Origin of the sequence: Cytobacillus firmus (assembly GCF_023657595.1) — a bacterium.
Classification (GTDB): Bacteria; Bacillota; Bacilli; order Bacillales; family Cytobacillaceae; genus Cytobacillus; species Cytobacillus firmus_B.
Genome location: NZ_CP098323.1, coordinates 2914616 through 2938172, shown reverse-complemented (window position 1 = coordinate 2938172; position 23557 = coordinate 2914616). Strand labels below are relative to the sequence as shown.

Here is a 23557-nt window from a genome sequence, read left to right as displayed (position 1 = left end):
TTTCTGCTTTCTGAGTCCGAAGTTGGCTCGGGTTCGGACACAGAACCGCGGTTTTCTGCTTTCTGAGTCCGAAGTTGATTTGGGTTCAGGCACAGAACCGCGGTTTTCTGCTTTCTGAGTCCGAAGTAGCCTCGGGTTCCGACACAAAACCCGGTTTTCCTGCTTTCCGAGTCAGAAGTAGCCCCGGGTTCGACTCTGTCACCTGGATTTCCCCTTATTGTGTCTAAAGTTGCTCCCTATTCTAACGCTCCTAATTGAGCGCAACATTTTATTACCTAAGTTTTAAGCAAAAAGAACAGACTGTCTATGAAATCAACAACCCTGCCGCAATAAATAGTGCGGCTGCAAGCACAGCCCCAATGGCTGAAACCTTCAATTTATACCGTGCATAATCCACAAGGTCCATATCCAGGATCGAAGCAGTGGTAATGGTGGTATCTCCAAGCGGTGAGGTCAGCGCTCCGAATGCCCCGCTTGCAAACACGGCTCCAACGGTAAGCGGAATGGAGGCGCCGGTTGAAACCGCGAGGGTAATTCCGAGCGGCATGAACAGACCCCATGTTCCCCATGAGCTCCCAATAAAGTAGCCGACCACTGATCCTAGCACAAAGATGGCCGCCGGTGTCAAAAAGGCTGGCAGAAAGCTTCCGAGTGAGCTCCCGATAAAGTCGGAAAAACCAAGATCCTCCGCTGCCAGGGTGAGCGCCCAAATCAGGATGAGCAGGCTGATCGCCTCCATCATCTGATTGCCTCCATCGTAAAAATGATAAAGAATTTCGTTCATTTTCTCCCGTCTGAGTATGTAAAAAATAAAGGTTAAGACGAGGGTGATAAATACAGCCAGCAGCATCACAAATGTTGCATCGGCCATGGAAAAGGCCTCAAATAGTGTTTTTGCACCCTGTGACATTCCATCCTGCCACAACAAGAACAGAGAAAAGGCAAGCAATAATACCACCGGGAATATCAAATGCCATGGCTGGGCTTTTACAAGCGATAATTCCTTTTTAATTCCCATCCGGTGGAATTCATGCTCTTTTTCTTCTAAATCGGTGTGGTGTTCCCCGTTCTGCTCTCCCGTCTTTTTTCGCCGCCAAAATGTCTGCACAATACCGATCAGCAGCATAATGATCGCGTAAAAATTAAACAGAATACTTAATAAAAAAATCTCATATGCGGACATGTCCAGATCCAGCCCGCTGATGCCGCCTTCAACAAGGGATACCATGAAGCCCACAAAAGCTGTTGCAACCGGAAGCAGCACAATTACTGATTCGGTTGAAATATCGAGAGTCATGCCGACTTTCTGTTTGGAGAGATTCATTTTTTTAATCAAAGATTTGATAATGGGCCCGATCATCATAATCCTGAACATTGGCATCATGAAAGTGAAGGGGAGGGTGATCCAGATAAACACAAGAAGACCTCGTTCTGACCGGATCCGTCTTCCCGCCCATTCCGAAAAGCCCTTAATGCCGCCCGCAATATTCATCATTCCGACAAGCCCGCCGAACAGATATAAAAATCCAACTATCTTGATATTCGTTTCATCGGAAAGCGTGGTAACAATATATGCGACCGACTGTTCCGTGCCAGAAAGCAGGTCTGCTGAAACGATAATGGAGCCAACAAGGATGCCTGCCACCAAACCCGGCAGAATGTTCTTCAGCCAGATGGACATGCCTATCACGATTAGGAAAGGTATTAGGGAAAGCCAGGTGTTATTCAAGTTTGTGCCCTCCAATAAAATGCAGTTACTAATGTAGTATTACCAGGCAGGAGAGGTAAAATCCTGAAAATTGACCGCAAACAATGGCACGTCCACTCTTATGGTGAAGGGTACTGAAAGCTATTAGTGGTACAACCTTTTTTGCTTTAATACATAGACACATTGAATATGGGTGTATGATTCAGTAACAATCCCCCAACGGGACACATATTTTGTGAAGAGAGTATCCGAAGAACTGACAATTTCATAATTGATTTTGGATGTTCTTCATTATGACCATTGATGCTGCTTGCACATCTTATAAATAAATATGGAGGTATGAACATGAATGATTTCCAAAACGAACTGCAAATGCTGAATGTTGGTGATTTCCATGCGAACGAGGCGGTTCCATGGGATCAAAATCAGGTCTATAGTGATCAGTCACGGTTATGCGCTGGTTTTGGTATTGGCTTTGGCTTTAGCTGCTTTTTCTTTAATTGCTTCAATTGTTTTAATTGCTTTAGCTGTTTTAATTGTTTCCGCTGCTCTAACTGTTTTAGATGCGGAGGCCGCTGTGGCGGACGCTGCGGAGGCCGTTGTGGAGGCCGTTGCGGCGGACGCTAGGCTTATCAATATGAGAAAAGGGAAGCCCCTCAGTATGCAGGGGCTTTTCATTTGAGGGTCAGACATATGAGACAAATCCCAATACATAGAATGAGAGAGGAAGTATGTTTCATAAATAGGCATAGTTTACGGGTAAGGAGGAGCGATATGAAAAATTTGACCCCTTCTGTGCGTCTGAAGGTGAAAAGGGATACGTTTTTTATCCCTGATCCAGCCAAAGGTGTGTATTTTCGGAATAATGTAAGCTCCTTCCGCATGGAAGGCAGTATGATTGATCAGTGGGTTCAAAAGCTGATGCCGATGTTTAATGGTGAATATTCGCTGGGGGAATTGACGTCCGGCTTGCCGGGCCCGCATAGGGACCGGGTGTTTGAGATTGCGGAAGTGCTGTACCGTAACGGCTTTGTGCGGGATGTTAGCGGGGATCATCCACATCAATTGGAAGAGCATGTTCTTAAAAAGTATTCATCCCAGATCGAATTTTTGGAAAGCTTCGGTGATTCGGGTGCATATCATTTCCAGGCATACCGACAGGCAAAAGTGCTGGCAGCAGGTTCAGGCCCATTTTTTGTTTCGCTGGTTTCTGCGCTGATTGAGTCCGGATTGCCTAAGGTTCATATGGTCATTACGGACCCTGAATCGACTAACACAAAGAGGCTGAAGGAGATTGTCGCACATGCCCGGCAAACAGACCCTGAAGTTTCTGCAGAGGAGGTATCACGACCGAGTGATGAAGGTTATTCCTGGGAGGAATTGATCCAGCCATATGATTCAATTTTATATATCTCGGAAGCGGGGAATGTGGAGGAACTGCAAGTTATACACGCCGCTTGCCGAAAGGAGAAGAAGATATTTCTTCCTGCCATTATCTATAAACAGGCTGGTATGGCAGGTCCTCTCGTGCATCCGGAATCAGAAGGATGCTGGGAGACTGCCTGGCACCGCGTACATCAATCCGTTTTTTGCAAAGACAAGCAATTGCATGCCGCCTCTTCCACGGCAGGAGCCATGCTCGCTAATTTGATTGTGTTTGAATTGTTTAAAGAGGTTACTGGATTGACCAGTGCTGAACAGAGAAATCAGTTTTTCCTCCTTAATCTGGAGACGCTTGAAAGTAATTGGCATTCCTACCTGCCTCATCCGCTTTTGGCCGGAAATCCAGCAGTGGAATGGGTTCAAGATGTTGAACATAGGATCGGGCAGGGTTCCGAAAGAACTAAACCGGACAGTTTGTTTCTCTTTTTCAGCCAATTGACTTCCAAAGAGTCAGGGATTTTTCATAAATGGGAGGAGGGAGATTTAAAGCAGCTTCCGTTAGCGCAATGCGAGGTTCAGGCAGTCGATCCGTTGTCCAAGGGCCCGGCAGAGCTGCTGCCAAACATAGTCTGCACCGATTTGAGCCATACGGAGGCACGCCGGGAAGCGGGATTGACCGGGATAGAAGTATATGTGTCAAGGATGGCTGGGCGGCTTGAACCGAATTTAGATTTATATGGAATTGGAGCAGGGGAAACTTTCGCAGAGGGCGTACAACGCGGTCTGGATAGGTGTTTGGAAGAGAAGTTGGCTAAAAGTCAAGCAGTCCAGAGAACAGTTACACCTTTGTATTTGAATGCAGTAGAAGACGAACGATGCAGGTTTTATTTAGACGCGTTGATAACCATGAAGGGAGCACCAAAAATCTGTGAGAGTGAAAGAGTTTCCGGCTTCCCTGTGGTCTGGGTCGGCACGGACAATCGCTGGTTTGGCAGTGTTGGCATTAATATGACATTAGCTCTGAGGAAAGCGCTGCAGCATGCGATTGCACAGGCGCAAAACCAAAGGGGGAGACATAAAGCAACTGCAGTGGTGGCATCATCTGTGTTTATGGAGGAAAGGGATCCGCAGTCTCTGGTCATTCCTCCTTGTAATGAGAAGGAACAATCCCAGCTATTGCAGTCTGCTATAAAGGTTCTGGAAGAGAACAACAAGCAGCTCTTAGTGTGTGAATTTTCATTCGAGCCATTTTTGAAAGAGAGTCTGGCAGGGGTGTATGGGGTGTTCATACGAGAGGAGGGATCTGAGTGAGTGCTGTCGTGGTAGTTGTCGGAGAGGGACTGCTGGCGGACAGCGTATGCAAAGAACTGCCTGCCGAATATAAGGTAGTCCGTCAAATGAATTTCGAGCCTGAACTGCCGGAGGGGACAAATTTGATTCTGGTGCTGCACGATACCTGGATGCCTTCAGTCCATAAAAAGGCGGAAGAGGTATCCCGATCATCAGGTATTCCCTGGCTGCGGGGGTTTGTATCATTTGGAGAAGGTGTGATCGGACCAATCGTCCACCCGTCTGCACCGGGATGCTCACAATGTGCGGAAACGCGGAAACTCCTAGCAGGGCGTGACCGGGAAGAGATGTGGAAACTGCAGCAGCAATTCGAAGGGAACAGCGGATTAGATAGTGACGCCTGGGCATCACGCACAGGGCTTTTACAGATGTCACACCTGCTTGCATCAGAGGTGCGAAAGGTCCTGGAGTGCAGCCTGGCGGACCTGGAAGGACGAATGTATCTCGTCAGTCTGAAAACATTGAAAACCTCTCGCCACCTCATTTTGCCGGATTCATTGTGCCCCGTGTGCAGCTCCCTCCCTGAAGATTCACAGGAAGCTGCAAGAATAAACCTTAACCCAAGCTTGAAAGTTAGTGCAGATAGTTACCGCTGCCGATCATTGGAGGATTTAGATCAAACGCTCGTCAGAAATTATCTGGATCAGCGGACTGGTTTATTAAATGGGAAAATGTATGATTTCACACCGCCTTTTGCGGATGTAGTCGTAAACCTTCCGTTGTTTGGAGGGGACGAAGGCGTGGCAGGCCGCACTCATTCTTATCAGGTGAGCGAGCTGACAGCCATTCTGGAGGGGCTTGAGCGTTCCTGCGGCATATCGCCCCGTGGAAAGAGGACAGCAGTCTATGACAATTACCGCAACCTGGAAGACCGGGCTTTTAATCCTCTAAAAGCAGGTTTGCATGCAGATGAACAGTATACACGGCCGAACTTTCCTTTTAATAAATTTAATCCTGATATCCCAATGAATTGGGTATGGGGTTATTCGTTTTTGCAGGAGCGCCCGATTTTGGTTCCTGAGCTGCTTGCTTATTACAGCCTGGGCTGCGGGAATGGATTTGTCTATGAAACGTCCAACGGATGCGCACTGGGCGGCAGCCTGGAAGAAGCAATTTTTTACGGTATTTTAGAGGTGGTAGAGCGTGATTCATTCCTGATGGCCTGGTACGGACAGCTGGCCCTTCCGCGTCTTGATCCCTCTTCCTCCAATGACCGGGAATTGCAGCTGATGATTGACCGGGTGAGGACGGTGGCGGGATATGATCTTCTGCTGTATAACGCGACAATGGAGCACGGAATACCAAGTGTTTGGGCGATGGCGAAAAACAGGAAGAATAAAGGGCTGAATATCATTTGTGCGGCTGGAGCCCATCCTGATCCGATCCGTGCGGTAAAAAGCGCAGTTCATGAGTTAGCTGGAATGATGGGGACAATGGACGATGATTTTGAAGCGAACAAGACGAAATTACGGCACATGCTGCAGGATTCCTCCCTCGTCGGCAAAATGGATGACCATGGGATGCTTTACGGTTTGCCGGAAGCGGAGGAGAGGCTTGCGTTTTTGCTGGATGAAAACCGTCCGCTCCGAACGTTTTCCAAGGAGTTCAAGCGGGGGGGAAGGAGACATGCAGACCTGACAGATGATCTGCAAGACCTTCTTCAGGCCTTACACAGGCAAAATCTTGATGTCATAGTGATAGATCAGACAACACCAGAAATAAAGAGGAGCGGATTGCATTGTGTCAAAGTGCTGATCCCGGGGATGCTGCCCATGACATTTGGTCACCACCTGACACGTGTAACAGGACTGGAAAGAGTGCTGGAGGTTCCAATGAAACTCGGATATGTCAAGGAGCCGCTTACAGTTGAACAGCTGAATCCACATCCCCATCCATTTCCATAAGCCCTTGCTGGGAGGTGAAAAAGATGAATCCAGATACATTTCTGCACAATTTGCATTTTGATATTGATAAAATTACCCCGCCGGATTGGGAAGTGGATTGGGAAGATGCACCGCTTGCCTATAAGCTTTATCGGGGCTTGCCAGTTTTCCCTCTGTCACTGGAGGTTCCCCTTTCTCTTGAAGAATGGGAGGCACCGGCAAAGCCTGATCTTAGGAGAATCGGGGATTTTCTCTGGTGCACATTCGGCCTGAATCAATTTTCCGAGTCTGTCTCTCCAATGGGTTCGGATGAGCAAGGGGATTTTATGCAGTCGTTCCGCCGCTCTGTGCCTTCTGGCGGAGCGCTGTATCCTAACGAACTATACATGTTTCTGAAATTGGAAGATTTGCCGGAGGGGATCTACCACTATGATGTGCTGCACCACCGCTTAGTGCTGCTGCGCAAGGGTAATTTCGATTCCTATATAGCCCGTGCTCTTGGCAGCCGCTGTGATGTGTCAACTTGTTTTGGGACTGTGTTCGTGACGACCATGTTCTGGAAAAATTACTATAAATACAATAACTTTGCATATCGTCTGCAGGGCTTGGATGCAGGGGGAGTGATTGGTCAGTTATTGGAGGTTACAAAGAGATTTGGTTTTGCAGCTGGAGTTTACTTCCAATTTCTTGATCGTGGCCTCAACCATCTACTTGTACTGTCTGAAGAGGAGGAGAGCGTATATGCTGTGATCCCGCTGTCAGTTGAAACGACAAGCTGGGCTGCAAACAGAACCAGCAGGAACGGAGTAGCCTCTGCCTCCGAATTGTGCGAAGAAATAATCCCGATTCAGACTAATAACTGGGTCAGATCCAACAAAATAAAAGAATTTCCGATGTTAACCAGAATCAATAAAGCGTCCATGCAGGAATCCACTAATTCGTTTCGCCAAATCATTCCTCAAGAGACCCACTGTGAGGGCCGGCCTGTAACTCTTCCTCGTGTAAACAGGATATCGTATGATTTGGCGGCAGTCTGCCGGGAGCGTTTTTCACCGGACATGGATTTCACTTCAGGAAAAGTCAGCCAAGAGAAGCTTGCTGCCCTGCTTCAGGAGGCAACCGAATCCTGCCTGTATCGCAGCGATTTAGATTTGGCACTTGATAAGCGCGCGTCACGTGTAACTTTATATGTGTGTTTGAATAATGTCGTAGGGATTCCGGATGGAGCCTATTATTACGACAGCGATGCTCATTCACTACGGGAGATTAATCCAGGAGACCATCGGGTTGCGCTTCAATCCGGAATGCCTGCAGGCAATGTGAATCTGTTTCAAGTCCCGCTCTGCTTTCATATAGCAGGGGATAAAGATTACCACAAAACGGAAGTGGGCTGCAGAGGCTATCGCATTCAGCAAATGGAAGCAGGAATGCTTATGCAGCGAATACTAATAGCAGCGACAGCGCTTGGAATGGGCGGACATCCGCTTCTCGGATTTGATGCGAAGATGAGTGATGAAATCTACCGCATCGAAGCACAGGGAAAAACCAGCCTCATCCAAATCCCCATTGGCTTCTACCGGGCACGTCCATGGCTGCGGGGGAATTTAATTAGCTAGATTAGATATGCAAATGTTTGAAGTTAAGGAATGGCTGGGCGATTAGTGACGAGAATGAGGAGAGGAGAAGTAATAACTTCGTTAATAGAGTTGATTAGCTCCCAAAAATCAGGACGCAGAGTTAAAAAAAGCGATAAACTAAAAACAAAAGTGGTGAAAATCTAACACTGGTACAAAGACTGGGCATAACCGATAAATACTTGAACTGAAAAAGTTTTCTATATGCAATAAAAGAGCGGTAAATTGATGATTTACCGCTTTTTTATTGATTCAAGCCTTTATGAGTTCCATCCCGCAGCATTTGAGAATGTTTCATAATCACAACCTGGGATGTATTCAAACTCTTTTCCAGTTCTCCTTGTATATGCTTCGGATGCTATAGACAGTAACGGTTCAAAAGAGTTGTCCTTTGGCATATTTTGAGGATTATTGAGACAATCATCAAAATATTCTTTTCCCTCAGCAATCACGGAACACCTAATATATAAGAATAAATCTGCAGAGAAATGCTCTTGTGTTATTTCATTATATGAATATTCTCCTATGTTTTTGGCGTGTTCTTTAGTGTCTAATAAATATAGTTTATAAGACAATGCTTCTTCAAACTCTTTAATGTCCTTTACTCTCATTTTTGCTAGTGCATTAACAGCAGGTTCTATTATTTTTTCTTCATCATTTTCATAAAAATCAAGTAAAAAAATAATTGACCAGAAGGTTTCATCCTTCATCATTTTTTTATGTTTTTGTGGTTTATTATGATATTCTTCTTGTATTCTTTTTTCTTCTTCCCGGATTTCCTTCTCAAAGTTTTCTCTATCATGTTCCCATCTCCACTCTAAAAAAACTTCCATTCCAACAGAATCGTCCCATTTCCCGCCGAATGAGCTACAAAATATTTTTCTTTTATTATCGGAAAATGGAATATTCCCGATGTAAATAACCTCTTTAGGTACCTTCCCTTCAACCCAAAGCAAAGCACGGCTATTATCGAAAAAAATCGATTTTGAATAAGAATATCACCTAAAACCTCGTTTTCAATAGCTGGGATTTCTGTACCTATATATGGTGTTGTGATAATAAGATAGGATTTATCTATTTGGTCAGCAACTCTTATTGCCCCGTATCGGCCATCTGGTAAACTTACCGCAAAAACATCTCCTATTGATACTGTTTTTTTAAATTTTCCTTTAGCCACTTTGACTCCTCCTGGAATATAAACTACCTTAATAATTATTAATTAATAGTACTTTATGAACTATACCCACCGTTAGATGTGTAAGACTCTTACTGATTTTACTATATTTTTCTAAGAAAAAACGCTAAAAAGCAGTGCGATTTCCGTTGTGAAATACACTGCTTTTATACTTGCTTTTATATTTGCTTTTTCCTATGCGGGTACTCCAAAAGAGAACGGCTTACTGTTATTAAGCCGGCGCCTTTTTTGCCTTTTATTCATTCCCCAAACTTCCCGCGATAATGAGCCAAAGCCATAAGAGGGAAGATATAACGGTAGCTATGATAATGAATATAAAAGCTTCCGGCCAGGGCCTGCCCTTTTGGATAGACAGTCGTCCAATCCTCTTTATCAATTGAGTTCAGCAGGTACTGAATTCCTTTTTGGATCTGTTCAGTTGGCTGGTCTTCCGCTGCAATTAGAGCATCAACCGCCCACGCTGTGTCTGTAAGGGTACTTGCGTTCAAGGGAACATAAGATTTTTGACTGTCGCTCAGGCAGGATTCTCCCCAGCCGCCATCCTCGTTTTGGATTTTCTTCAGCCAGTCACAAGCCTTCCTGACAGAAGGATGGTTGGAATGGCCCGCCGCAGCAAGTCCTGTGACTGCTGCCCATGTGCCGTAAATATAGCAAATGCCCCATCTGCCATACCAGGAGCCATCCTGCTCCTGGTTTTCTACCAGCCAGTTTACCGCGTTTTTTATCAAAGATTCAGCAACTGGCAGATTCGTATAGTTCCCCAAAAACTCCAGCGTTCTCCCGGTCAGGTCGGCTGAAGCTGGGTCTCCAAACATATATTCACCCTTTTCAATAGGAAAAAAGGTGAGCCATGGATTTTCGGTATTTCTTTCAAAGGAAGGCCATCCGCCATCATCATTCTGCATGGATACCAGCCACTGAATGCCGCGATCCCAGGCATCCTGATATTCTGAACTGCCCTCGACACTTCTGGCGATCGCCCGTAATGAAGCAGTGGTATCATCGACATCCGGGTTGAGGGTGTTGATATCAGAGAATCCCCATCCTCCCGGCTTTGCATGGGGGTTATGGATTGCCCAGTCCCCCAGCTGATCATGCTGGCGCTTCAGCAAATAGGTGTTTGCTTTCTTTACTGCAGGGTCATTCGAAGAAACACCCGCTAATTGGAGGGCTGTGTTTATGAGAGAAGTATTCCATATACTGGCGTTTGCGTATTGTATATGAGGGAGGCCGTCTATATCTGTCCGGAGCGATTTAAGCCCCTCAACCGCATTCTTTATAACGGGCTCATCCTTGGAATAGCCAAGAGACAGGAGCGCAAAAATCATTAAAAAGGTTGAGCTGAAATAACTATAGAAGGTCCCATCCGGCTCAATCCGTTCCAGCATATAATCCTTCGCCCGGTCCATTGCCGTTGAGTGAAGCTGTTCTGGCAGACCCAAAAGCTCTTCAACACCTTCTTTGAGGGATGACAATAATGATCGGTATTCAGGCTGTATTTCCCACCGAGTTCTTGTAGTTAGCAAGTCAGAAAGGTCAGGGCTGTTTTTTGTTTTGATGCTGAACTTTTTTTCTGAAAGAATTAGAATCGGAGACAGATTCACACGCCCATACACCGAAAACTGATAAAAGTTGAAAGGGAAGGACAGGGGCAGAAGCATAATCTCAACGGGAATCGGAAAGGATTCCGGCCATGGATATTGTCCTGTAGAAGCTAACATAATTTTGGTGAAAACATTTGCGTTCTCCATTCCGCCATGCTCCAGTATAAATTTTCTCGCAGCTTTCATCCTGGCGTCTTCCTTCTCAATATAGCCCGAATAAAGAAGTCCATAATAGGCCTCCAGTGTGGCATTTGCATTTCCATCCGGTTCATCCGGGAAAAGCTTCCAGGCTCCATTTTCTTCCTGCTTGCTTAGGATTCTTGCGGCCAGTCCCTTAATTAATTTTTCATCATGTATCTCCAGTGTCCTTAATAAAATGATCATATAAGCGTCTGTTGAAATGCCGGTTTCAAAAGGATAATTCCATGAACCATCAGGGGATTGGTCTTTTCTTAATACGGCAATGAGACGTTTCATGCCAGCAGCGGTTTTGGTCATGTCATGCACATTCCTCTCCGGTTAAATTGCTCCTATAAATACATATTCATATCACAGAGAGAGAATTCATGGAGGAGGTCTGCTTATCTTTTTTCAAAAGAAACACCCAATGAACTGGTTAAAAGAAGAATTAAAGAAAAGAGTTCAAAAGCAGATAAACCTTTCAGATGAAGAAAAGAGGATTCTGAGCGAGGTTAAAAGGGAGACAACAAAATGGAATCTAAATAATGTCACCCGGACAAAAGCGTATCTTGATTTCTACCGGCAGCACCCTGAAATCCATTGGGCCTTTTTGGGGCATATGGTTTCCCGCAATGGAGGCTGGAATATGACCGATTTAAAAGGAGAGCTCCTGTCCCGGTTATTATCACATCGCGAAAAACAATCCTTCTTTTCTTTTTTGGAAAGAGGGAACTGGCTCATTTTTCAGGATGCGTATCCTCAATTTTTGATTTACAGCGAAAGCCTGAAGCGAAACAAGCCCTTATTTTTTCTATTCCCATTCCTTAATATTTCCGTTTTTATGGAAACAGTGTGGAGCTGTTTTTGGAGGAAGCCTGATCCCTATATGCTCACCATTGCCCTTATCATCAATGAACAAAGCTATTTAGAAAAAAGGGTGATACAAAATCCGCAATATAAGCTCGAGGTTTTTCAAAAGCTCGAATTTAAGCTGCAGGAGCTGCTGTCCTTGAATCATATCCTTTTTCCTTATGAGAAGAAGGGTGTTCTCAATCTGAAAGGCCAGACACTGAATCATTTTGAATCGCTGCACGAGCGTATCACATTAGGGAAAAGGCTGTACAATGTTCTGTTTAAGGACAAAGAGGTGCTTGCACTCACGGAACAGTGGGCGAATGCACACCCACATACCGGCTCAAGGAAGGATTATTGGCCGCATATTTTCAATGATGTCCATGAAGGGGTGCCGGGTGAGCAATATCAATTTCAGCTAAAGTCATGCCAGCTCCGGCCGGGGGGAAGAAGGATTTATAGCCCAAGTCTTGAAATCGCCTGGAAAAATATAAGCCAGCCTGAAGCAGAATTAGGAGATTGGTATAAAAGTGATCACGTATTGGAGTATTTTTTGGAGTCAGACGATATGATTAATGGGGAGATCCGGCATGCATACTGTCAAACACTTGAAAGACTCGAGCTCGCAGCCCTTGCTAAAAAGGCCGTCTGGAATTAAAAGCTATATGCCTGCTATGCTGCTGGCATCGCTGTTAGGCACCTATTTAGATTTGTATTTTACCGGGAAGGGGATGTACGCTTTCCCATTGCGTCCTTTCTCAGACATCTTTACGATCAATATCTTATTCACCCTGGCAGTCCTTCCTGTCTTCATGATTTCTTTATTAAAAATAATGGAAAACTTAACGGGCTGGTTCCGGGGGATGTTTGTATTGGCCATCAGTATAGCGATGGCAGCTGCAGAAAAAATGGCAGAGAGTTTCGGAATGTTTGTTCATGCCGAAAACTGGCATCATCTTTATACCTTCATAGGCTACTTCTTATTTATTGGATTGATCGCTGCATTTCATGGATGGATGAATGGAAATCGCTAAAAAGCCTATTTCAATGGAGTAAAGGGCTCCGTTTGCTTTATTGAAAACTGGCATTAAGAATGACGTGTGATTGGCACACGTCATTTTCCTTAAAAAACAAAGAAACTCGTCACGTCATGACCGGCGAGTTTTAAATGCAAGCAGGATATTCAAAAAAGGATCTGATGTTGAATTACGCATGCCCTACATATTTTTGCTTTCCTGAAGAAGTTTTGATTTTCCTGTGCGTTCCCATTCTTCTACTGTTTCATATGCTTTTTCAGGGGAATATCCCTTCCCTACAAGAACTCCCATTAGAATAAACTCTTGAAGAATGTGTGTCATATTAATTCCTCTTTTAACGTCCTCCAAGCCTTCTTTTACCAAAAACTCCGTATGTCTTACCCATTCATCTGGAGTCTTTCCGAAAGTTGCTGTTTTCCCATTTCCATTAGCCAAACCTTCTTCCATTGCCATTGCATCTGCCTTCGTTTTATGAACGGTACCAAATGGATGGTTTGGCGGGGCATATATGGAGTATAATTTCAACGGCCCATTTCCTGTATTTGTGACATTGTGCCACATTCCAGCCGGGATCATAATAGCAGAGTCATCGAAGATTCTCCATTGAAAACTTAAATTATCTTTACTTTTGCCCATTTGAACAATCCCCTGGCCTTGTTCAATACGTAAGAATTGATCCACATCAGGGTGAATTTCCAATCCGATATCTTCACCAGCATTAAGACTCATTAAAGTAACCTGCAAATGATTTCCTGTCCATAGTGCAGTACGATACGTGCTGTTTTGTTTGGCGGCCTCATTGATATTTATAACAAATGGGTTAGAACCATAATCTTTTAAGATTTCTCTGCTATTACCATAAAATGAAGAATTGAATGCCAAATCATTAGGATAAGCCCAATAACCAGCAGCACTTCCGTAAGTATGCGCTGGTACATTTGCATAATAAGGATTTTGATGCGTATAGGGCGTATAATACATTTTCCTCAATCCCTTCATATTAGCTATTATCAATAAATTATCTTATGTACATAGAAGAGGAAGGTACTTATTAATTTTAAATGGCCTTTTCGCTGTTGGAAAATTCATTTCCTATTTTGCATTTATAAAACAAAGATGTCCTTTATTAAAGAAAGTTAACACTCTATTTACAAATCGGTAAAGCTCCAATTGTTCGACATTTTTTTAATAATCACTTGATATAATGACATTATTTTAAAAGGAAGGGAGATGAATACAGGTCAGACCTTAGCAGCGAGTATAAACCTATCTAAAAAATATAACAAAATCATTGGGGGAGGAATCATGACGGAGGTTTTGCTTTATGTCGGTACATATATTTCCCTTACTTTTGCTCTTGGCTGGCTGATTACGGTCGCTTTTAATCTATTTTTAAAATGAAAACCTTTGTAAAAAAGCTATTAAAGTCCTTTTCCTCTGCATGCACTCAGGACGCTGCGGCTCGTGCTCATCTTTAAGGAATCTTATATCCAGGGAGGAATTAGATATGTGGATTTTAACACTATTTTTACAGGACAGGATTCAAAGGTTTGAGTATGAGAACAGGGAAGAAGCAAGAATTGAGCTAAAGAAAGCAAAAGGATGCAAAATTCTATCTGAGATCATTCACTTTAGGGGTTTTGAAAATAAATAAAATTCTCTTGGACAGCCGGAATACTAATCTGGGAAAAGACCTTCTTCCATTGAAGGTCTTAATTTTTTTAGTAGATAAACAGCTGCCTATTATGTTTAGAAATAAGAAAACAAAGATAAAATTCGTTTAAGAATTATTGACTAATATCAAACGTTGGTTTAATATGTTTATTATAAAACAAACAAATTTTGATTTTGTTTAGAAAGATTAGGGTGGGTTTAACCGATGGAATATTCAAATCAATTCTGGGACGCTTCTTTAGAGGAGCTTAAGCAGGGTTACATGGAAGAAAAAGAGACATACACTTGCCTGTTATGCGGGGAAAAGACGGAAAAAGGGATTGTCTACCCATATAAAGATCGATTTTACGAAGCGGAGCGGTATATGCGCATTCATATTGAAACGGAGCATATCTCGGTTTTTGACTATTTGCTTTCGATGGATAAGAAGCTGACAGGGCTTACGGATCATCAGAAAAGTCTTTTGCAGCTTTTTTATCAGGGGAAAAGCGATAAGGATATTCAGAAGGAGCTGGACATGGGGAGTACCTCGACCATTCGCCATCACCGTTTTGCCTTAAAAGAAAAGGAACGTCAGGCGAAGACCTTCCTGGCGATTATGGAATTGCTGAAGGAAAAGGATGAGCACGCACCAGCGTTCCTGCCTGTCCATAAAACCGCCACAATGGTGGATGACCGCTACAACATTACAGAGGGGGAACAGGAGAAAATCCTAAAGAAATACTTTCCCGAGGGTGCCGATAAACCCCTTGCAAAGTTTCCGCCTAGAGAGAAGCAAAGGCTGATAGTCCTGCGGGAAATTGCCGGCTGGCTTAAGGCCGAACACAAATACGGCGAGAAAGAGTTAAACGACACACTGAAGGCCATTTATGAGGATTATGCGCTGATCAGAAGGTATTTGATTGATTATGGATTCCTGGACAGAAAGCCCGATGGCAGCGAGTATTGGCTTAAAAATTAGAAAAAACGGGGGATTAACATGGAACGAAAAAGAGAATTAAAGCAGCAGTTTAAAGAAACGCCCATTGAAGCCGGGGTTTATCAAATTAAAAACACAGTGAACAATAAAATCTTCATTGGCAGCACAAATAATTTAAAAAGCCTGAACGGAGTCAGATTTTCACTCGAAACAAACGGCTATATGCCTAATCGGGGGCTGCAGGAGGAATGGAATCAGTTTGGTAAAGAGGCTTTTGAAATCAGTGTTCTGGAGAAGCTGAAGAAGAAGGATGATCCGTATTTTAACGAGAAGGAAGCCCTGGGGAAGCTGGAGGAAAAGTGGCTGGAGGAGCTGCAGCCATTTGGCCATAAAGGTTATAACCAGGAATAATACCAACAATAAGAAACAGTTGAAGTCTGGTTCCCTTATGAATCGGACTTTATTTTTGTGGTGCAGCCTGATTTTGAAGGAATACTAGAAATCTGTGTCGATCTGGGATTTTTTATGAAAATTTTTGGTTATCTTTGTTAAAATTAAAGGCGGGAAGTTAACTTAATTTAAGATATTTTATGAAAGGAATAAATTAACGAATGAAAAAGCCAACAAAGATTCTTTCTATTTATGCAATTGCAATGGTGATGGCAGGAATGCTCGCGGGATGCGGAGACAAAACAAATGATGGGGCCAATGATGACGATTTGAAAAACAATTCATCGTTAGAATCTGCTGCTGAAGAGACAGCAGGTGAGTCAGAGGCTAAGGATGGAAAAGACACCTCGACAGAAGGGTCTGCTCATAGTGAACCAGATAGTATGGCTTCTGAAAATAGTGCAGGGGATAAAGAAGACAATAAAACATTATCCCAGTATTCCAGTCAGCAAATCGAATACGCAAGAGTTTGGCTGCAGCTTGGACCGAATCAGGATCTCGATGAATTGTATGTCAGGCACATTCCTGCCGGTACACCACTTAATCCGGAAGATGAGACAAGTGCAGGCTATCCGGAAGATGTAATCCAGTTAGCAGGTTCACGCCTTGCAGATGGTTCCGTTACTTATAGTGGAAATGGGGACGGGACGATTAATGTTTACAATGTTCCTTTGCGCTGGGACGGCCAATACCCTGCAGGAGAAAAATTTTACAGTGATATAATTGAAGATACAAAGCAAGTGTCCATTAAACCCGGTAAGGATGAAAAGGTTATTGAATTAATAGAAAAGCTAATCGAAGAATAAATAGTATGAATTGAAAAAAGCTGGAGTGACTAAGTCAATTCCAGCTCTTTACACACAACCTTATTTTAAAGCAAATGATTCCTTCAGCCAATTCTTCCCCTCAACAATCCGGCTGACCATCATGGCCGATACCGTGTTGCCGGCTGAATTCAGAAGGGTAGCCGGTGCATCAATGACCGTAGATATAACAGCGATAACCGGCAGCACCTCAGGCGGGAAGCCGAATACACTCAGGATCAGCATTTCGCCTATCATCCCGCCGCCAGGAATGGCACCCATCACGGCTCCAACCAGGAACGAAATAACAAGGATAGTAAGGATGCTTGTCATGCTCGACATGTCTTTTCCAAACAAGCTGAACAGGAAGACGATCTTAAATACTCCGCCAATAACAGAACCATCTTTATGCGTGTTTGCGCCAAGCGGGATCATCGTCTCCGCAATGTCCTGGGGAACGCCCATCTTTCTGACAGCCGCAAGGTTAATTGGGATACATGCTGCACTCGAGCATGTGGCAATCGCACTGACAGAAGGAGTGATCGCATTTTTCCAGAACACCTTGACGCCATCTTTTCCGCCAGCCGCAAAGGCATACAGCGTAAAGAAACCAAAGAAGTAGATTAGCGTTAATACCAGATAAAGAACAAACACACGTACATATCCACCGAGAATCTGCGGGCCAAGCTCCCCAATGATCGTCGCGAAGTAACAGCCAAGACCGATTGGTGCATAGTACATCACAAATCCAACAATTTTCATCATGACGGCTGAGCCGGATGAAAGAAGGTTGGCAATCGGCTTGCCTTTTTCACCGGACATCGCTGTTGCCAGTCCGAATAAAATCGAGAACACAATCAGCTGCAGCATGTTGTTCTTTGAGAACAGCATCTGGAAATCAGGAACCGTGAACGCCTGAACCAGCTGCCCTAGGAACGTGACTTCTTCTGCCTCAGGATCTATGGCCGCCTCCGTCATGATGCTTTTAATAGCAGAGACGTCTGTATTTTTCAAGGGATCCACAATGGAAATCCCGATGAATCCCAGGATCGCGGAAATGACAGCCGTAATAAAAAACACGGTGAAAATCCCGGCCATGATCTTCCCAAGCCTTTTCATTCCGCCCATATTCGCAAGGCTCGACGCTATGCTAAAAAAGACAAGCGGCACAATGATCATAAATAATAAATTTAAAAATAAATCCCCAAACGGCTTCACAACCGCAGTCTTCGGGCCAAAAACCACTCCGGCAACTCCGCCGATCAGGATGGAGAGGAGCAGGAAGATGGTTAATTTGTAATTTGCAAAAATCTTTTTCATGATGTCTCAACCTTTCTAAGTAATTCAACACTCTATTATATAATTATATTGTGGCTCAAAAGAAGGCCGCTGGAATATTTCTTTTTATTCTGATTAGGATGGTCATCCAGCAGAACAGGTAAGCAGGTAATACGGAAGGAAACCCCTACATAAATATAAAACAATATAATGATTTTTCATCTGAGGGTAATTTTTTGCGTTGAGCATCGCATTTCAGCTCTTCAGAAAGGAATTAAGCACATGAAGAAAATTATTAACAGTGAAGCCGCCATCCTGCTTGCAGCTTTTAGCTATCAGACCTATCCGCTTTATTTAAATGGAAGTTTGACTCTGCCTAAAGGATATGAACTGCGGTATATTATTCGTGCCTTTGCTGATGTGGAGAATCCGGCCGAAAATATTTATGGATTTTTAGCAGAGTCAAAGGACAAAATTATCATTGCGTTCAGAGGATACGCTGCCTATCCTTCCGATCTATTAGCATCCTATGACATCTTCCAAATTCCATATCCCTATGTTCCAGATGGAGGAAAAACTTCCCGTGGATTTACATGCTTATATCAATCAGCAAGAAATAATTTAATGGAACAATTAAACAAGCTATCCTCCTCTAAAAAGCTGTTTGTTACCGGCCATAACTACGGTGGGGCATTATCTGTATTAGCTGCTTTGGATATGGCAGTGAACTCAAAATTTAAAAAGCCATTCGTCTATACGTACGGCAGCCCTCGAATCGGAGATCCCGAATTTGTCATGAAATTCGATCAAAAGGTAAAAAACAGCATACGAGTGGTTAATATACATGACTCTTTCCCAACATTCCCCGAAGTAAGATATCCGCCTCCGTTTACAGAGGAAGGAATAAATTATCAGCATGTCAAAACAGAATACCGGCTCTCTTTCCAGTTAAACAATACACCCCGAAATGACAGCATTAACTGTTATTTTAAATCATTAAGAAGTTTGAATCCCAACTTTGCAGATATACTATGTTCCGAAAACCCTGGTTTTTGCCCAGATACAGAAGTGTGTGTTCCTTTTCAGAGAACATGTTAAACATAGAAAATCGAATAGTAAAAATGAAAAAGGAGTCCATCCATGAATAACTCAGTCTTTAAGGAAAAGTTCAGCACGGAAGAGGCCATTTTGCTTGCGGGCATGATTCATCAGGCATATCAGCTTTTTGAAACGGGAACACTTTCCCTGCCAAGGGGCTTCAGGCTTCGCCATATTATCCGCGCTCTTGCAGGGGTTGAAGAGCCGGAAGAAGAAGTATTTGGCTTTATCGCAGAATCCGCGGAAGACATCGTGGTAACTTTTCGAGGCACCCGGACATTTAAGGACAATGAGTCGGACCAGGACTTATATCAAGTACCCTATCCTTATGTCAGGGATGCGGGATTCACACACCGTGGTTTTACCTGTATTTACTCCTCGACCCGCAACGAATTAATCAGGGAATTAAACAGGCTTTCCACTGGAAAAAGAGTATTGATTGCAGGCCACAGTTTAGGCGGCAGTTTGGCGGTGCTTGCTGCGCTGGATATCGAAGTGAATACCAGGTTTAAAGATCCAATCATCTATACGTACGGCAGCCCGCGAACTGGTGATCCACTCTTTGCTTCCTTCTTCAGTCAAACGGTACAGAATAGCATACGAATAGTTAATATTCATGACATCATCCCTACTTTACCAGCTCGAGTTTACCCGCCTCCGTTTACAAAGGATGGGTTATACTATCGGCATGTGAATAGAAAATATCCGGTTTCCTTTCAGCTGAACAGCTTGCCTGTCCGCAATCATGAGATTGTCTGCTATTTTCATAATCTCAGTATGCAGAATCCTTATTATACCAGAACTTTATGTGCCGGCAGCCAAGGCTTTTGCCCGGATACGGTAATGTGTGTTCCGTTTATCGGGGGATGCAGCGGGGAAATTCCATGAGACGGTTTCACCTCATAAATTTATATTTGGAAGGCAATAGGCCATTTGATATTTAATATTGGTTCAGCAGTAATTTCTAAAATGATTAGCTTGTATGAAATTGAAAATCACTAATTCCTTAGGAGGACCAGCATCATTTGACTTCGATCAGTATATATCTTACAGTGAATTTATCCAAAAGTTGAAAGGGTGAAGAAAAGCACATGATCCTATAATCCTGGCTTTAGAGAAAATCGATAATACAGCCTCTGGTTCAGTACCAAAAACGTGTTGGAATGGGCTTTAGTTATCGATTGTTTTTCGAGACAGGATTAATGTGTGTGCTTTTGACTTGAAAAGGGGCTGCTCTAATCGAATAGCCTGTTTAAGTCTATGTAACGCACTGCCTCCTGTCTCGAAAAGTCGAGATAGGAGGCTTTTTGTTTGTGTGAAAATTTTGGTGTGCGGAGGGAACGGTATGCAAATTAAATTACAGGAAATGAATCTTGCCAGTAAAAATACAGGTCCATACGGTATCGCTGTTTCAGAGAAGGGAGAGGTCTGGTTTACACAGCATAAAGCCAATCAGATCAGCTGTGTCGGATTGGACGGGGAAATGACAGAGTATCCGCTTCCGACACCGGATGCAAAGGTCATGTGTGTAATGGTGTCGTCAAAAGGAGAGGTCTGGTTTACCGAGAATGCAGCAAACAGGATTGGGAGAATAACGAAGGAAGGCACTATTCAAGAATATCCCTTGCCCAATCCAGATTCAGCACCCTATGGGATTACTGAAGGTCCGAATGGAGATATCTGGTTTACCGAAATGAATGGAAACCGTATTGGGCGGATTAAGGATGATGGTTCTATCACTGAATACAATCTTCCGGCTCAAGGTTCGTACCCGGCATTTATAACGCTGGGATCTGATGATGCTCTATGGTTCACAGAAAACCAAAATAATGCCATCGGAAGAATTACCGAAAATGGAGAAGTGACAGAATTTAAAATTCCTACACCTGCTTCCGGGCCGGTTGGAATTACGAAAGGAAACGATGGTGCACTCTGGTTTGTGGAGATTATCGGCAATAAAATAGGACGTATCAGCGCAGCGGGAGAAATAACTGAATTTGAAATTCCAACCGCGAACGCCCGCCCGCATGCCATCACAGCAGGGGCAGGCAATGATTTATGGTTCACAGAGTGGGGAGCAAATAAGATTGGAAGAATTACAGACAACGGGATGATTGAGGAGTATACAATTGAAACTCCAAATGCTGAACCACATGGGATTTCTAGCAGCGATGGGAAGAACATCTGGTTTGCATTGGAGTGTGACAGGATTGGGAAAATCACGTTGATCGAATAATAGAAGGCCTATTTTGATGAGAACTAATAGATTATTTAACCCCGTCATATAGTCTGGACGGGGTTATTTTAACTCCGTTCTAATAGAATAAAATATTTTCCTGTAATTTTAAATAATTTATTGTTGTAATTTTAAGAATATTATTTATAATTAAGTTGAGAGGTGATTCAGGTGTCAGTTAAAAATATTAGTGAGGAAAAAGCACTTACTCCAAGAGGAATTGAAACGCGTGAAAAATTGTTAAGAGCAGCTGAAGAGGTGTTTGGGCAGAAAGGGTATTTTGAAACTTCCATCGTCAATATTTCACAGGAAGCTAAAGTGGCCCAGGGAACATTCTATAACTATTTTCCTTCAAAGAAAGATATCTATGATGAGCTGATTCGAACCTACAGCCGGGATTTGCGCATTGCAATTAAGGAAGGTATGGCAGGAAGCTCTTCATTTGAGGAGGCACAGCGAAATGGCTTCTTCGCTTTCTTCAGTTGGGTCAAAAATCATCCGAATTTATACAGCATTGTCCAGCAGGCTGTTGTGGTGGACCAGGAGCTATTCCGCTGGTATTACGGGAAGCTGGCAAACGGATTTTTAAAGAGTCTGTCTCAAGGGATCGAAGCGGGAGAGTTTAAGGACCTGGACCAGGAGACAGTTGCTTACTGCTTAATGTCGATTGGACAGTTCCTCGGCATGAGATGGGTGTATTGGGAAAAGAAAGAAGTTCCTGAAGAAGCATTTGATGCGGCGATGACACTTATCTTTCAGGGATTAAAAAAGTAAAGAGGGGGAGTTCGATGAAAGGCATTGCCTATTGGATTCAGAAATGGGCATTTACACATCCAGATCGGACAGCAGTCATAACAGATAACGACAAGGTATCCTACAGGCAGCTGGATAAAATGATCGATTCAGCTGCTGTGAAAATTAATGAAAAGCTGCAGGGAAGAAAAGGAGAACGCATCGCCATTCTGTCGAACAACCGGATTGAATACATAGTCCTTCTATTTGCCATTGCAAAGGCAGAATGTGTGGCCGTCCCGCTCAATATTCGGCTAAGTGCAAAGGAACTGGTTTTCCAGCTCAACGACAGCGGCTCAAAGCTGATTTTTGCCGAAAAAGAGAATGCAGAGTTTGCGTCTTCTCTTGTTGAACAAAGCGAATTAGAATCTATGGAGTTTATGGAGGATTTATGCGAGGTTACCCAAACGAGCATTACTAATGAGAATCCAATTGACGAGGAAGCTCCATACATTATCTGCTACACCTCCGGGACCACCGGAAAACCGAAAGGGGCCGTACTGACACAGAGCAATATGTTCTGGAATGCCGTGAATAACAAGCTTGCGATTGATTTAACGTCAAAGGATCGCTGTATCGTGCTGCTTCCGCTGTTTCATATAGGGGGAATCGGGCTGTTTGCCTTTCCGTCCTTATTTTCAGGCGGAACCATTGTGATCCCAGGAAAGTTTGAGCCTGAAAAAGCGCTCGCGATGATTGAAAAACATAAGGTGTCCATTGTGATGGGAGTTCCGACCATTCATCAGGCACTGCTGACAAGCCCATCATTCAAAACGGCTGATTTAAGCACGGTCCGCTGGTTCTATAATGGAGGAGCCCCATGTCCGCGTGAATTAATAGATTCCTATTTTGATAGAGGATTCCTCTTTGGACAGGGCTTTGGAATGACGGAGACATCTCCTACTCTATTTATGCTCACAAAAGAAGACGCACCGCGGAAGAGAGGGTCCATCGGAAAGCCTGTGTTATTTTCTGAATATAAGCTGATCGATTCAAAGGGCAAAGCTGCTGCAAAAGGTGAAGTTGGCGAGCTTGCAGTGAGAGGGCCAAATATCATGAAGGAATATTGGAACCGGCCAGATGCCACTGAGGATGCACTGAAAGATGGATGGCTCCTGACGGGGGATTTAGCCAAATCAGATGAAGAAGGGTTCCTGTTCATTGTAGGCCGAAAGAAAGAAATGATTATTTCCGGCGGGGAAAATATCTATCCGCTGGAAGTGGAGCAAGTGATCAGTCAATTAAGAGATGTAGCCGAGGTTGCGGTGGTTGGAAATGCTAATCCACTTTGGGGTGAAGTGCCAGAAGCGTTCATAGTAAAAGTAAATGGAAGCGCTTTAACTGAAGATGATGTTGTTCAACACTGTCACGGGAATCTTGCAAAATATAAGATTCCAAAGAAGGTAACATTTTTAAACGAGCTCCCGAAAAATGCCACGGGAAAAATACAGAAAACACAACTTTTAGTAAGAAGGTGAAAA

Annotated in this window: 21 protein-coding genes; 15 read left to right on the top strand and 6 right to left on the bottom strand. The window is 43.7% G+C overall.

Features of this window, described 5'->3' with window-relative positions; translation table 11 throughout:
• Positions 1–304 precede the first annotated feature (304 nt).
• Positions 305–1729, bottom strand: a complete 1425-nt coding sequence (locus NAF01_RS14835) for a Na+/H+ antiporter NhaC family protein (protein WP_250800686.1) — start codon at positions 1727–1729, stop codon at positions 305–307.
• Between the two features lie 282 nt (positions 1730–2011).
• On the opposite strand from NAF01_RS14835, the gene NAF01_RS14830 reads away from it, so the two are divergent.
• From NAF01_RS14830 to NAF01_RS14815, 4 genes are all read left to right on the top strand, one after another.
• Positions 2012–2335, top strand: coding sequence for a heterocycloanthracin/sonorensin family bacteriocin (locus NAF01_RS14830; protein WP_350457439.1), 324 nt, complete (start codon positions 2012–2014; stop codon positions 2333–2335).
• A 147-nt stretch (positions 2336–2482) separates the two neighbouring features.
• Positions 2483–4402, top strand: a complete 1920-nt coding sequence (locus tag NAF01_RS14825; protein ID WP_250800685.1) for a putative thiazole-containing bacteriocin maturation protein — start codon at positions 2483–2485, stop codon at positions 4400–4402.
• Complete coding sequence (locus NAF01_RS14820) at positions 4399–6345, top strand: TOMM precursor leader peptide-binding protein (RefSeq protein ID WP_250800684.1); 1947 nt, start codon at positions 4399–4401, stop codon at positions 6343–6345. The genes NAF01_RS14825 and NAF01_RS14820 overlap by 4 nt, the downstream gene beginning before the upstream one ends.
• A 23-nt stretch (positions 6346–6368) precedes the next feature.
• Positions 6369–7940, top strand: coding sequence for a SagB family peptide dehydrogenase (locus NAF01_RS14815; protein ID WP_250800683.1), 1572 nt, complete (start codon positions 6369–6371; stop codon positions 7938–7940).
• A 278-nt stretch (positions 7941–8218) separates the two neighbouring features.
• On the opposite strand, the gene NAF01_RS14810 is transcribed toward NAF01_RS14815, so the two are convergent.
• The 3 genes from NAF01_RS14810 to shc form a co-directional block, all read right to left on the bottom strand.
• Positions 8219–8791: a DUF4240 domain-containing protein gene (locus NAF01_RS14810; protein ID WP_250800682.1), complete on the bottom strand. Its 573-nt coding sequence runs from the start codon at positions 8789–8791 to the stop codon at positions 8219–8221.
• Positions 8776–9135: a hypothetical protein gene (locus NAF01_RS14805; protein ID WP_250800681.1), complete on the bottom strand. Its 360-nt coding sequence runs from the start codon at positions 9133–9135 to the stop codon at positions 8776–8778. The genes NAF01_RS14810 and NAF01_RS14805 overlap by 16 nt, the downstream gene beginning before the upstream one ends.
• Positions 9136–9392: 257 nt before the next feature.
• Positions 9393–11255, bottom strand: a complete 1863-nt coding sequence (shc, locus tag NAF01_RS14800) for a squalene--hopene cyclase (RefSeq protein ID WP_250800680.1) — start codon at positions 11253–11255, stop codon at positions 9393–9395.
• A gap of 109 nt (positions 11256–11364) precedes the next feature.
• Between shc and NAF01_RS14795 the strand changes: the two genes are divergently transcribed.
• On the top strand, positions 11365–12447 hold the full coding sequence (locus NAF01_RS14795) for a DUF2515 family protein (RefSeq protein WP_250800679.1): 1083 nt from the start codon (positions 11365–11367) through the stop codon (positions 12445–12447).
• Positions 12448–12454: 7 nt separating this feature from the next.
• Positions 12455–12823, top strand: coding sequence for a CBO0543 family protein (locus NAF01_RS14790; RefSeq protein WP_250800678.1), 369 nt, complete (start codon positions 12455–12457; stop codon positions 12821–12823).
• A gap of 183 nt (positions 12824–13006) precedes the next feature.
• Here NAF01_RS14790 and NAF01_RS14785 read toward each other — a convergent pair whose 3' ends face one another.
• Positions 13007–13807: a cupin domain-containing protein gene (locus NAF01_RS14785; RefSeq protein ID WP_250800677.1), complete on the bottom strand. Its 801-nt coding sequence runs from the start codon at positions 13805–13807 to the stop codon at positions 13007–13009.
• A gap of 526 nt (positions 13808–14333) precedes the next feature.
• Here NAF01_RS14785 and NAF01_RS14780 point away from each other — a divergent pair.
• From NAF01_RS14780 to NAF01_RS14765, 4 genes are all read left to right on the top strand, one after another.
• Positions 14334–14480 carry a hypothetical protein gene (locus tag NAF01_RS14780; protein ID WP_250800676.1) on the top strand — a complete coding sequence of 49 codons (147 nt, stop codon included), beginning with the start codon at positions 14334–14336 and terminating at the stop codon, positions 14478–14480.
• A 225-nt stretch (positions 14481–14705) separates the two neighbouring features.
• A complete protein-coding gene (locus NAF01_RS14775) occupies positions 14706–15461 on the top strand; it encodes a DUF2087 domain-containing protein (protein WP_250800675.1) in 756 nt (251 codons plus the stop codon).
• A gap of 18 nt (positions 15462–15479) precedes the next feature.
• Positions 15480–15830 carry a GIY-YIG nuclease family protein gene (locus tag NAF01_RS14770; RefSeq protein WP_250800674.1) on the top strand — a complete coding sequence of 117 codons (351 nt, stop codon included), beginning with the start codon at positions 15480–15482 and terminating at the stop codon, positions 15828–15830.
• A gap of 200 nt (positions 15831–16030) precedes the next feature.
• Positions 16031–16675 (top strand): hypothetical protein, encoded by a 645-nt coding sequence (locus NAF01_RS14765; protein WP_250800673.1) that lies wholly within the window; start codon positions 16031–16033, stop codon positions 16673–16675.
• A 60-nt stretch (positions 16676–16735) separates the two neighbouring features.
• Here NAF01_RS14765 and NAF01_RS14760 read toward each other — a convergent pair whose 3' ends face one another.
• The gene (locus NAF01_RS14760) at positions 16736–17992 is read right to left on the bottom strand and encodes a dicarboxylate/amino acid:cation symporter (RefSeq protein ID WP_250800672.1); all 1257 of its coding nucleotides are present in this window, start codon (positions 17990–17992) and stop codon (positions 16736–16738) included.
• 240 nt (positions 17993–18232) lie between these two features.
• Between NAF01_RS14760 and NAF01_RS14755 the strand changes: the two genes are divergently transcribed.
• The 5 genes from NAF01_RS14755 to NAF01_RS14735 all read left to right on the top strand — a co-directional run bounded on the left by NAF01_RS14755 (position 18233) and on the right by NAF01_RS14735 (position 23554).
• Positions 18233–19048 (top strand): lipase family protein, encoded by an 816-nt coding sequence (locus NAF01_RS14755; protein ID WP_250800671.1) that lies wholly within the window; start codon positions 18233–18235, stop codon positions 19046–19048.
• A 42-nt stretch (positions 19049–19090) separates the two neighbouring features.
• Positions 19091–19936 carry a lipase family protein gene (locus NAF01_RS14750; protein WP_250800670.1) on the top strand — a complete coding sequence of 282 codons (846 nt, stop codon included), beginning with the start codon at positions 19091–19093 and terminating at the stop codon, positions 19934–19936.
• 457 nt (positions 19937–20393) lie between these two features.
• The gene (locus NAF01_RS14745) at positions 20394–21284 is read left to right on the top strand and encodes a Vgb family protein (RefSeq protein ID WP_250800669.1); all 891 of its coding nucleotides are present in this window, start codon (positions 20394–20396) and stop codon (positions 21282–21284) included.
• A gap of 171 nt (positions 21285–21455) precedes the next feature.
• Positions 21456–22058 (top strand): TetR/AcrR family transcriptional regulator, encoded by a 603-nt coding sequence (locus tag NAF01_RS14740; RefSeq protein ID WP_048008510.1) that lies wholly within the window; start codon positions 21456–21458, stop codon positions 22056–22058.
• Positions 22059–22072: 14 nt separating this feature from the next.
• Complete coding sequence (locus NAF01_RS14735) at positions 22073–23554, top strand: o-succinylbenzoate--CoA ligase (protein WP_250800668.1); 1482 nt, start codon at positions 22073–22075, stop codon at positions 23552–23554.
• Positions 23555–23557 lie beyond the last annotated feature (3 nt).

Coding starts and splice junctions, on each gene's coding strand:
- NAF01_RS14760 (WP_250800672.1), bottom strand. CDS start 17,992: ATGAAAAAGATTTTTGCAAATTACAAATTAACCATCTTCCTGCTCCTC.
- NAF01_RS14815 (WP_250800683.1), top strand. CDS start 6,369: ATGAATCCAGATACATTTCTGCACAATTTGCATTTTGATATTGATAAA.
- NAF01_RS14780 (WP_250800676.1), top strand. CDS start 14,334: ATGTGGATTTTAACACTATTTTTACAGGACAGGATTCAAAGGTTTGAG.
- NAF01_RS14785 (WP_250800677.1), bottom strand. CDS start 13,807: ATGTATTATACGCCCTATACGCATCAAAATCCTTATTATGCAAATGTA.
- NAF01_RS14825 (WP_250800685.1), top strand. CDS start 2,483: ATGAAAAATTTGACCCCTTCTGTGCGTCTGAAGGTGAAAAGGGATACG.
- NAF01_RS14775 (WP_250800675.1), top strand. CDS start 14,706: ATGGAATATTCAAATCAATTCTGGGACGCTTCTTTAGAGGAGCTTAAG.
- NAF01_RS14830 (WP_350457439.1), top strand. CDS start 2,012: ATGCTGCTTGCACATCTTATAAATAAATATGGAGGTATGAACATGAAT.
- NAF01_RS14735 (WP_250800668.1), top strand. CDS start 22,073: ATGAAAGGCATTGCCTATTGGATTCAGAAATGGGCATTTACACATCCA.
- NAF01_RS14745 (WP_250800669.1), top strand. CDS start 20,394: ATGCAAATTAAATTACAGGAAATGAATCTTGCCAGTAAAAATACAGGT.
- NAF01_RS14790 (WP_250800678.1), top strand. CDS start 12,455: ATGCCTGCTATGCTGCTGGCATCGCTGTTAGGCACCTATTTAGATTTG.
- NAF01_RS14770 (WP_250800674.1), top strand. CDS start 15,480: ATGGAACGAAAAAGAGAATTAAAGCAGCAGTTTAAAGAAACGCCCATT.
- NAF01_RS14810 (WP_250800682.1), bottom strand. CDS start 8,791: ATGGAAGTTTTTTTAGAGTGGAGATGGGAACATGATAGAGAAAACTTT.
- NAF01_RS14755 (WP_250800671.1), top strand. CDS start 18,233: ATGAAGAAAATTATTAACAGTGAAGCCGCCATCCTGCTTGCAGCTTTT.
- shc (WP_250800680.1), bottom strand. CDS start 11,255: ATGACCAAAACCGCTGCTGGCATGAAACGTCTCATTGCCGTATTAAGA.
- NAF01_RS14765 (WP_250800673.1), top strand. CDS start 16,031: ATGAAAAAGCCAACAAAGATTCTTTCTATTTATGCAATTGCAATGGTG.
- NAF01_RS14795 (WP_250800679.1), top strand. CDS start 11,365: ATGAACTGGTTAAAAGAAGAATTAAAGAAAAGAGTTCAAAAGCAGATA.
- NAF01_RS14750 (WP_250800670.1), top strand. CDS start 19,091: ATGAATAACTCAGTCTTTAAGGAAAAGTTCAGCACGGAAGAGGCCATT.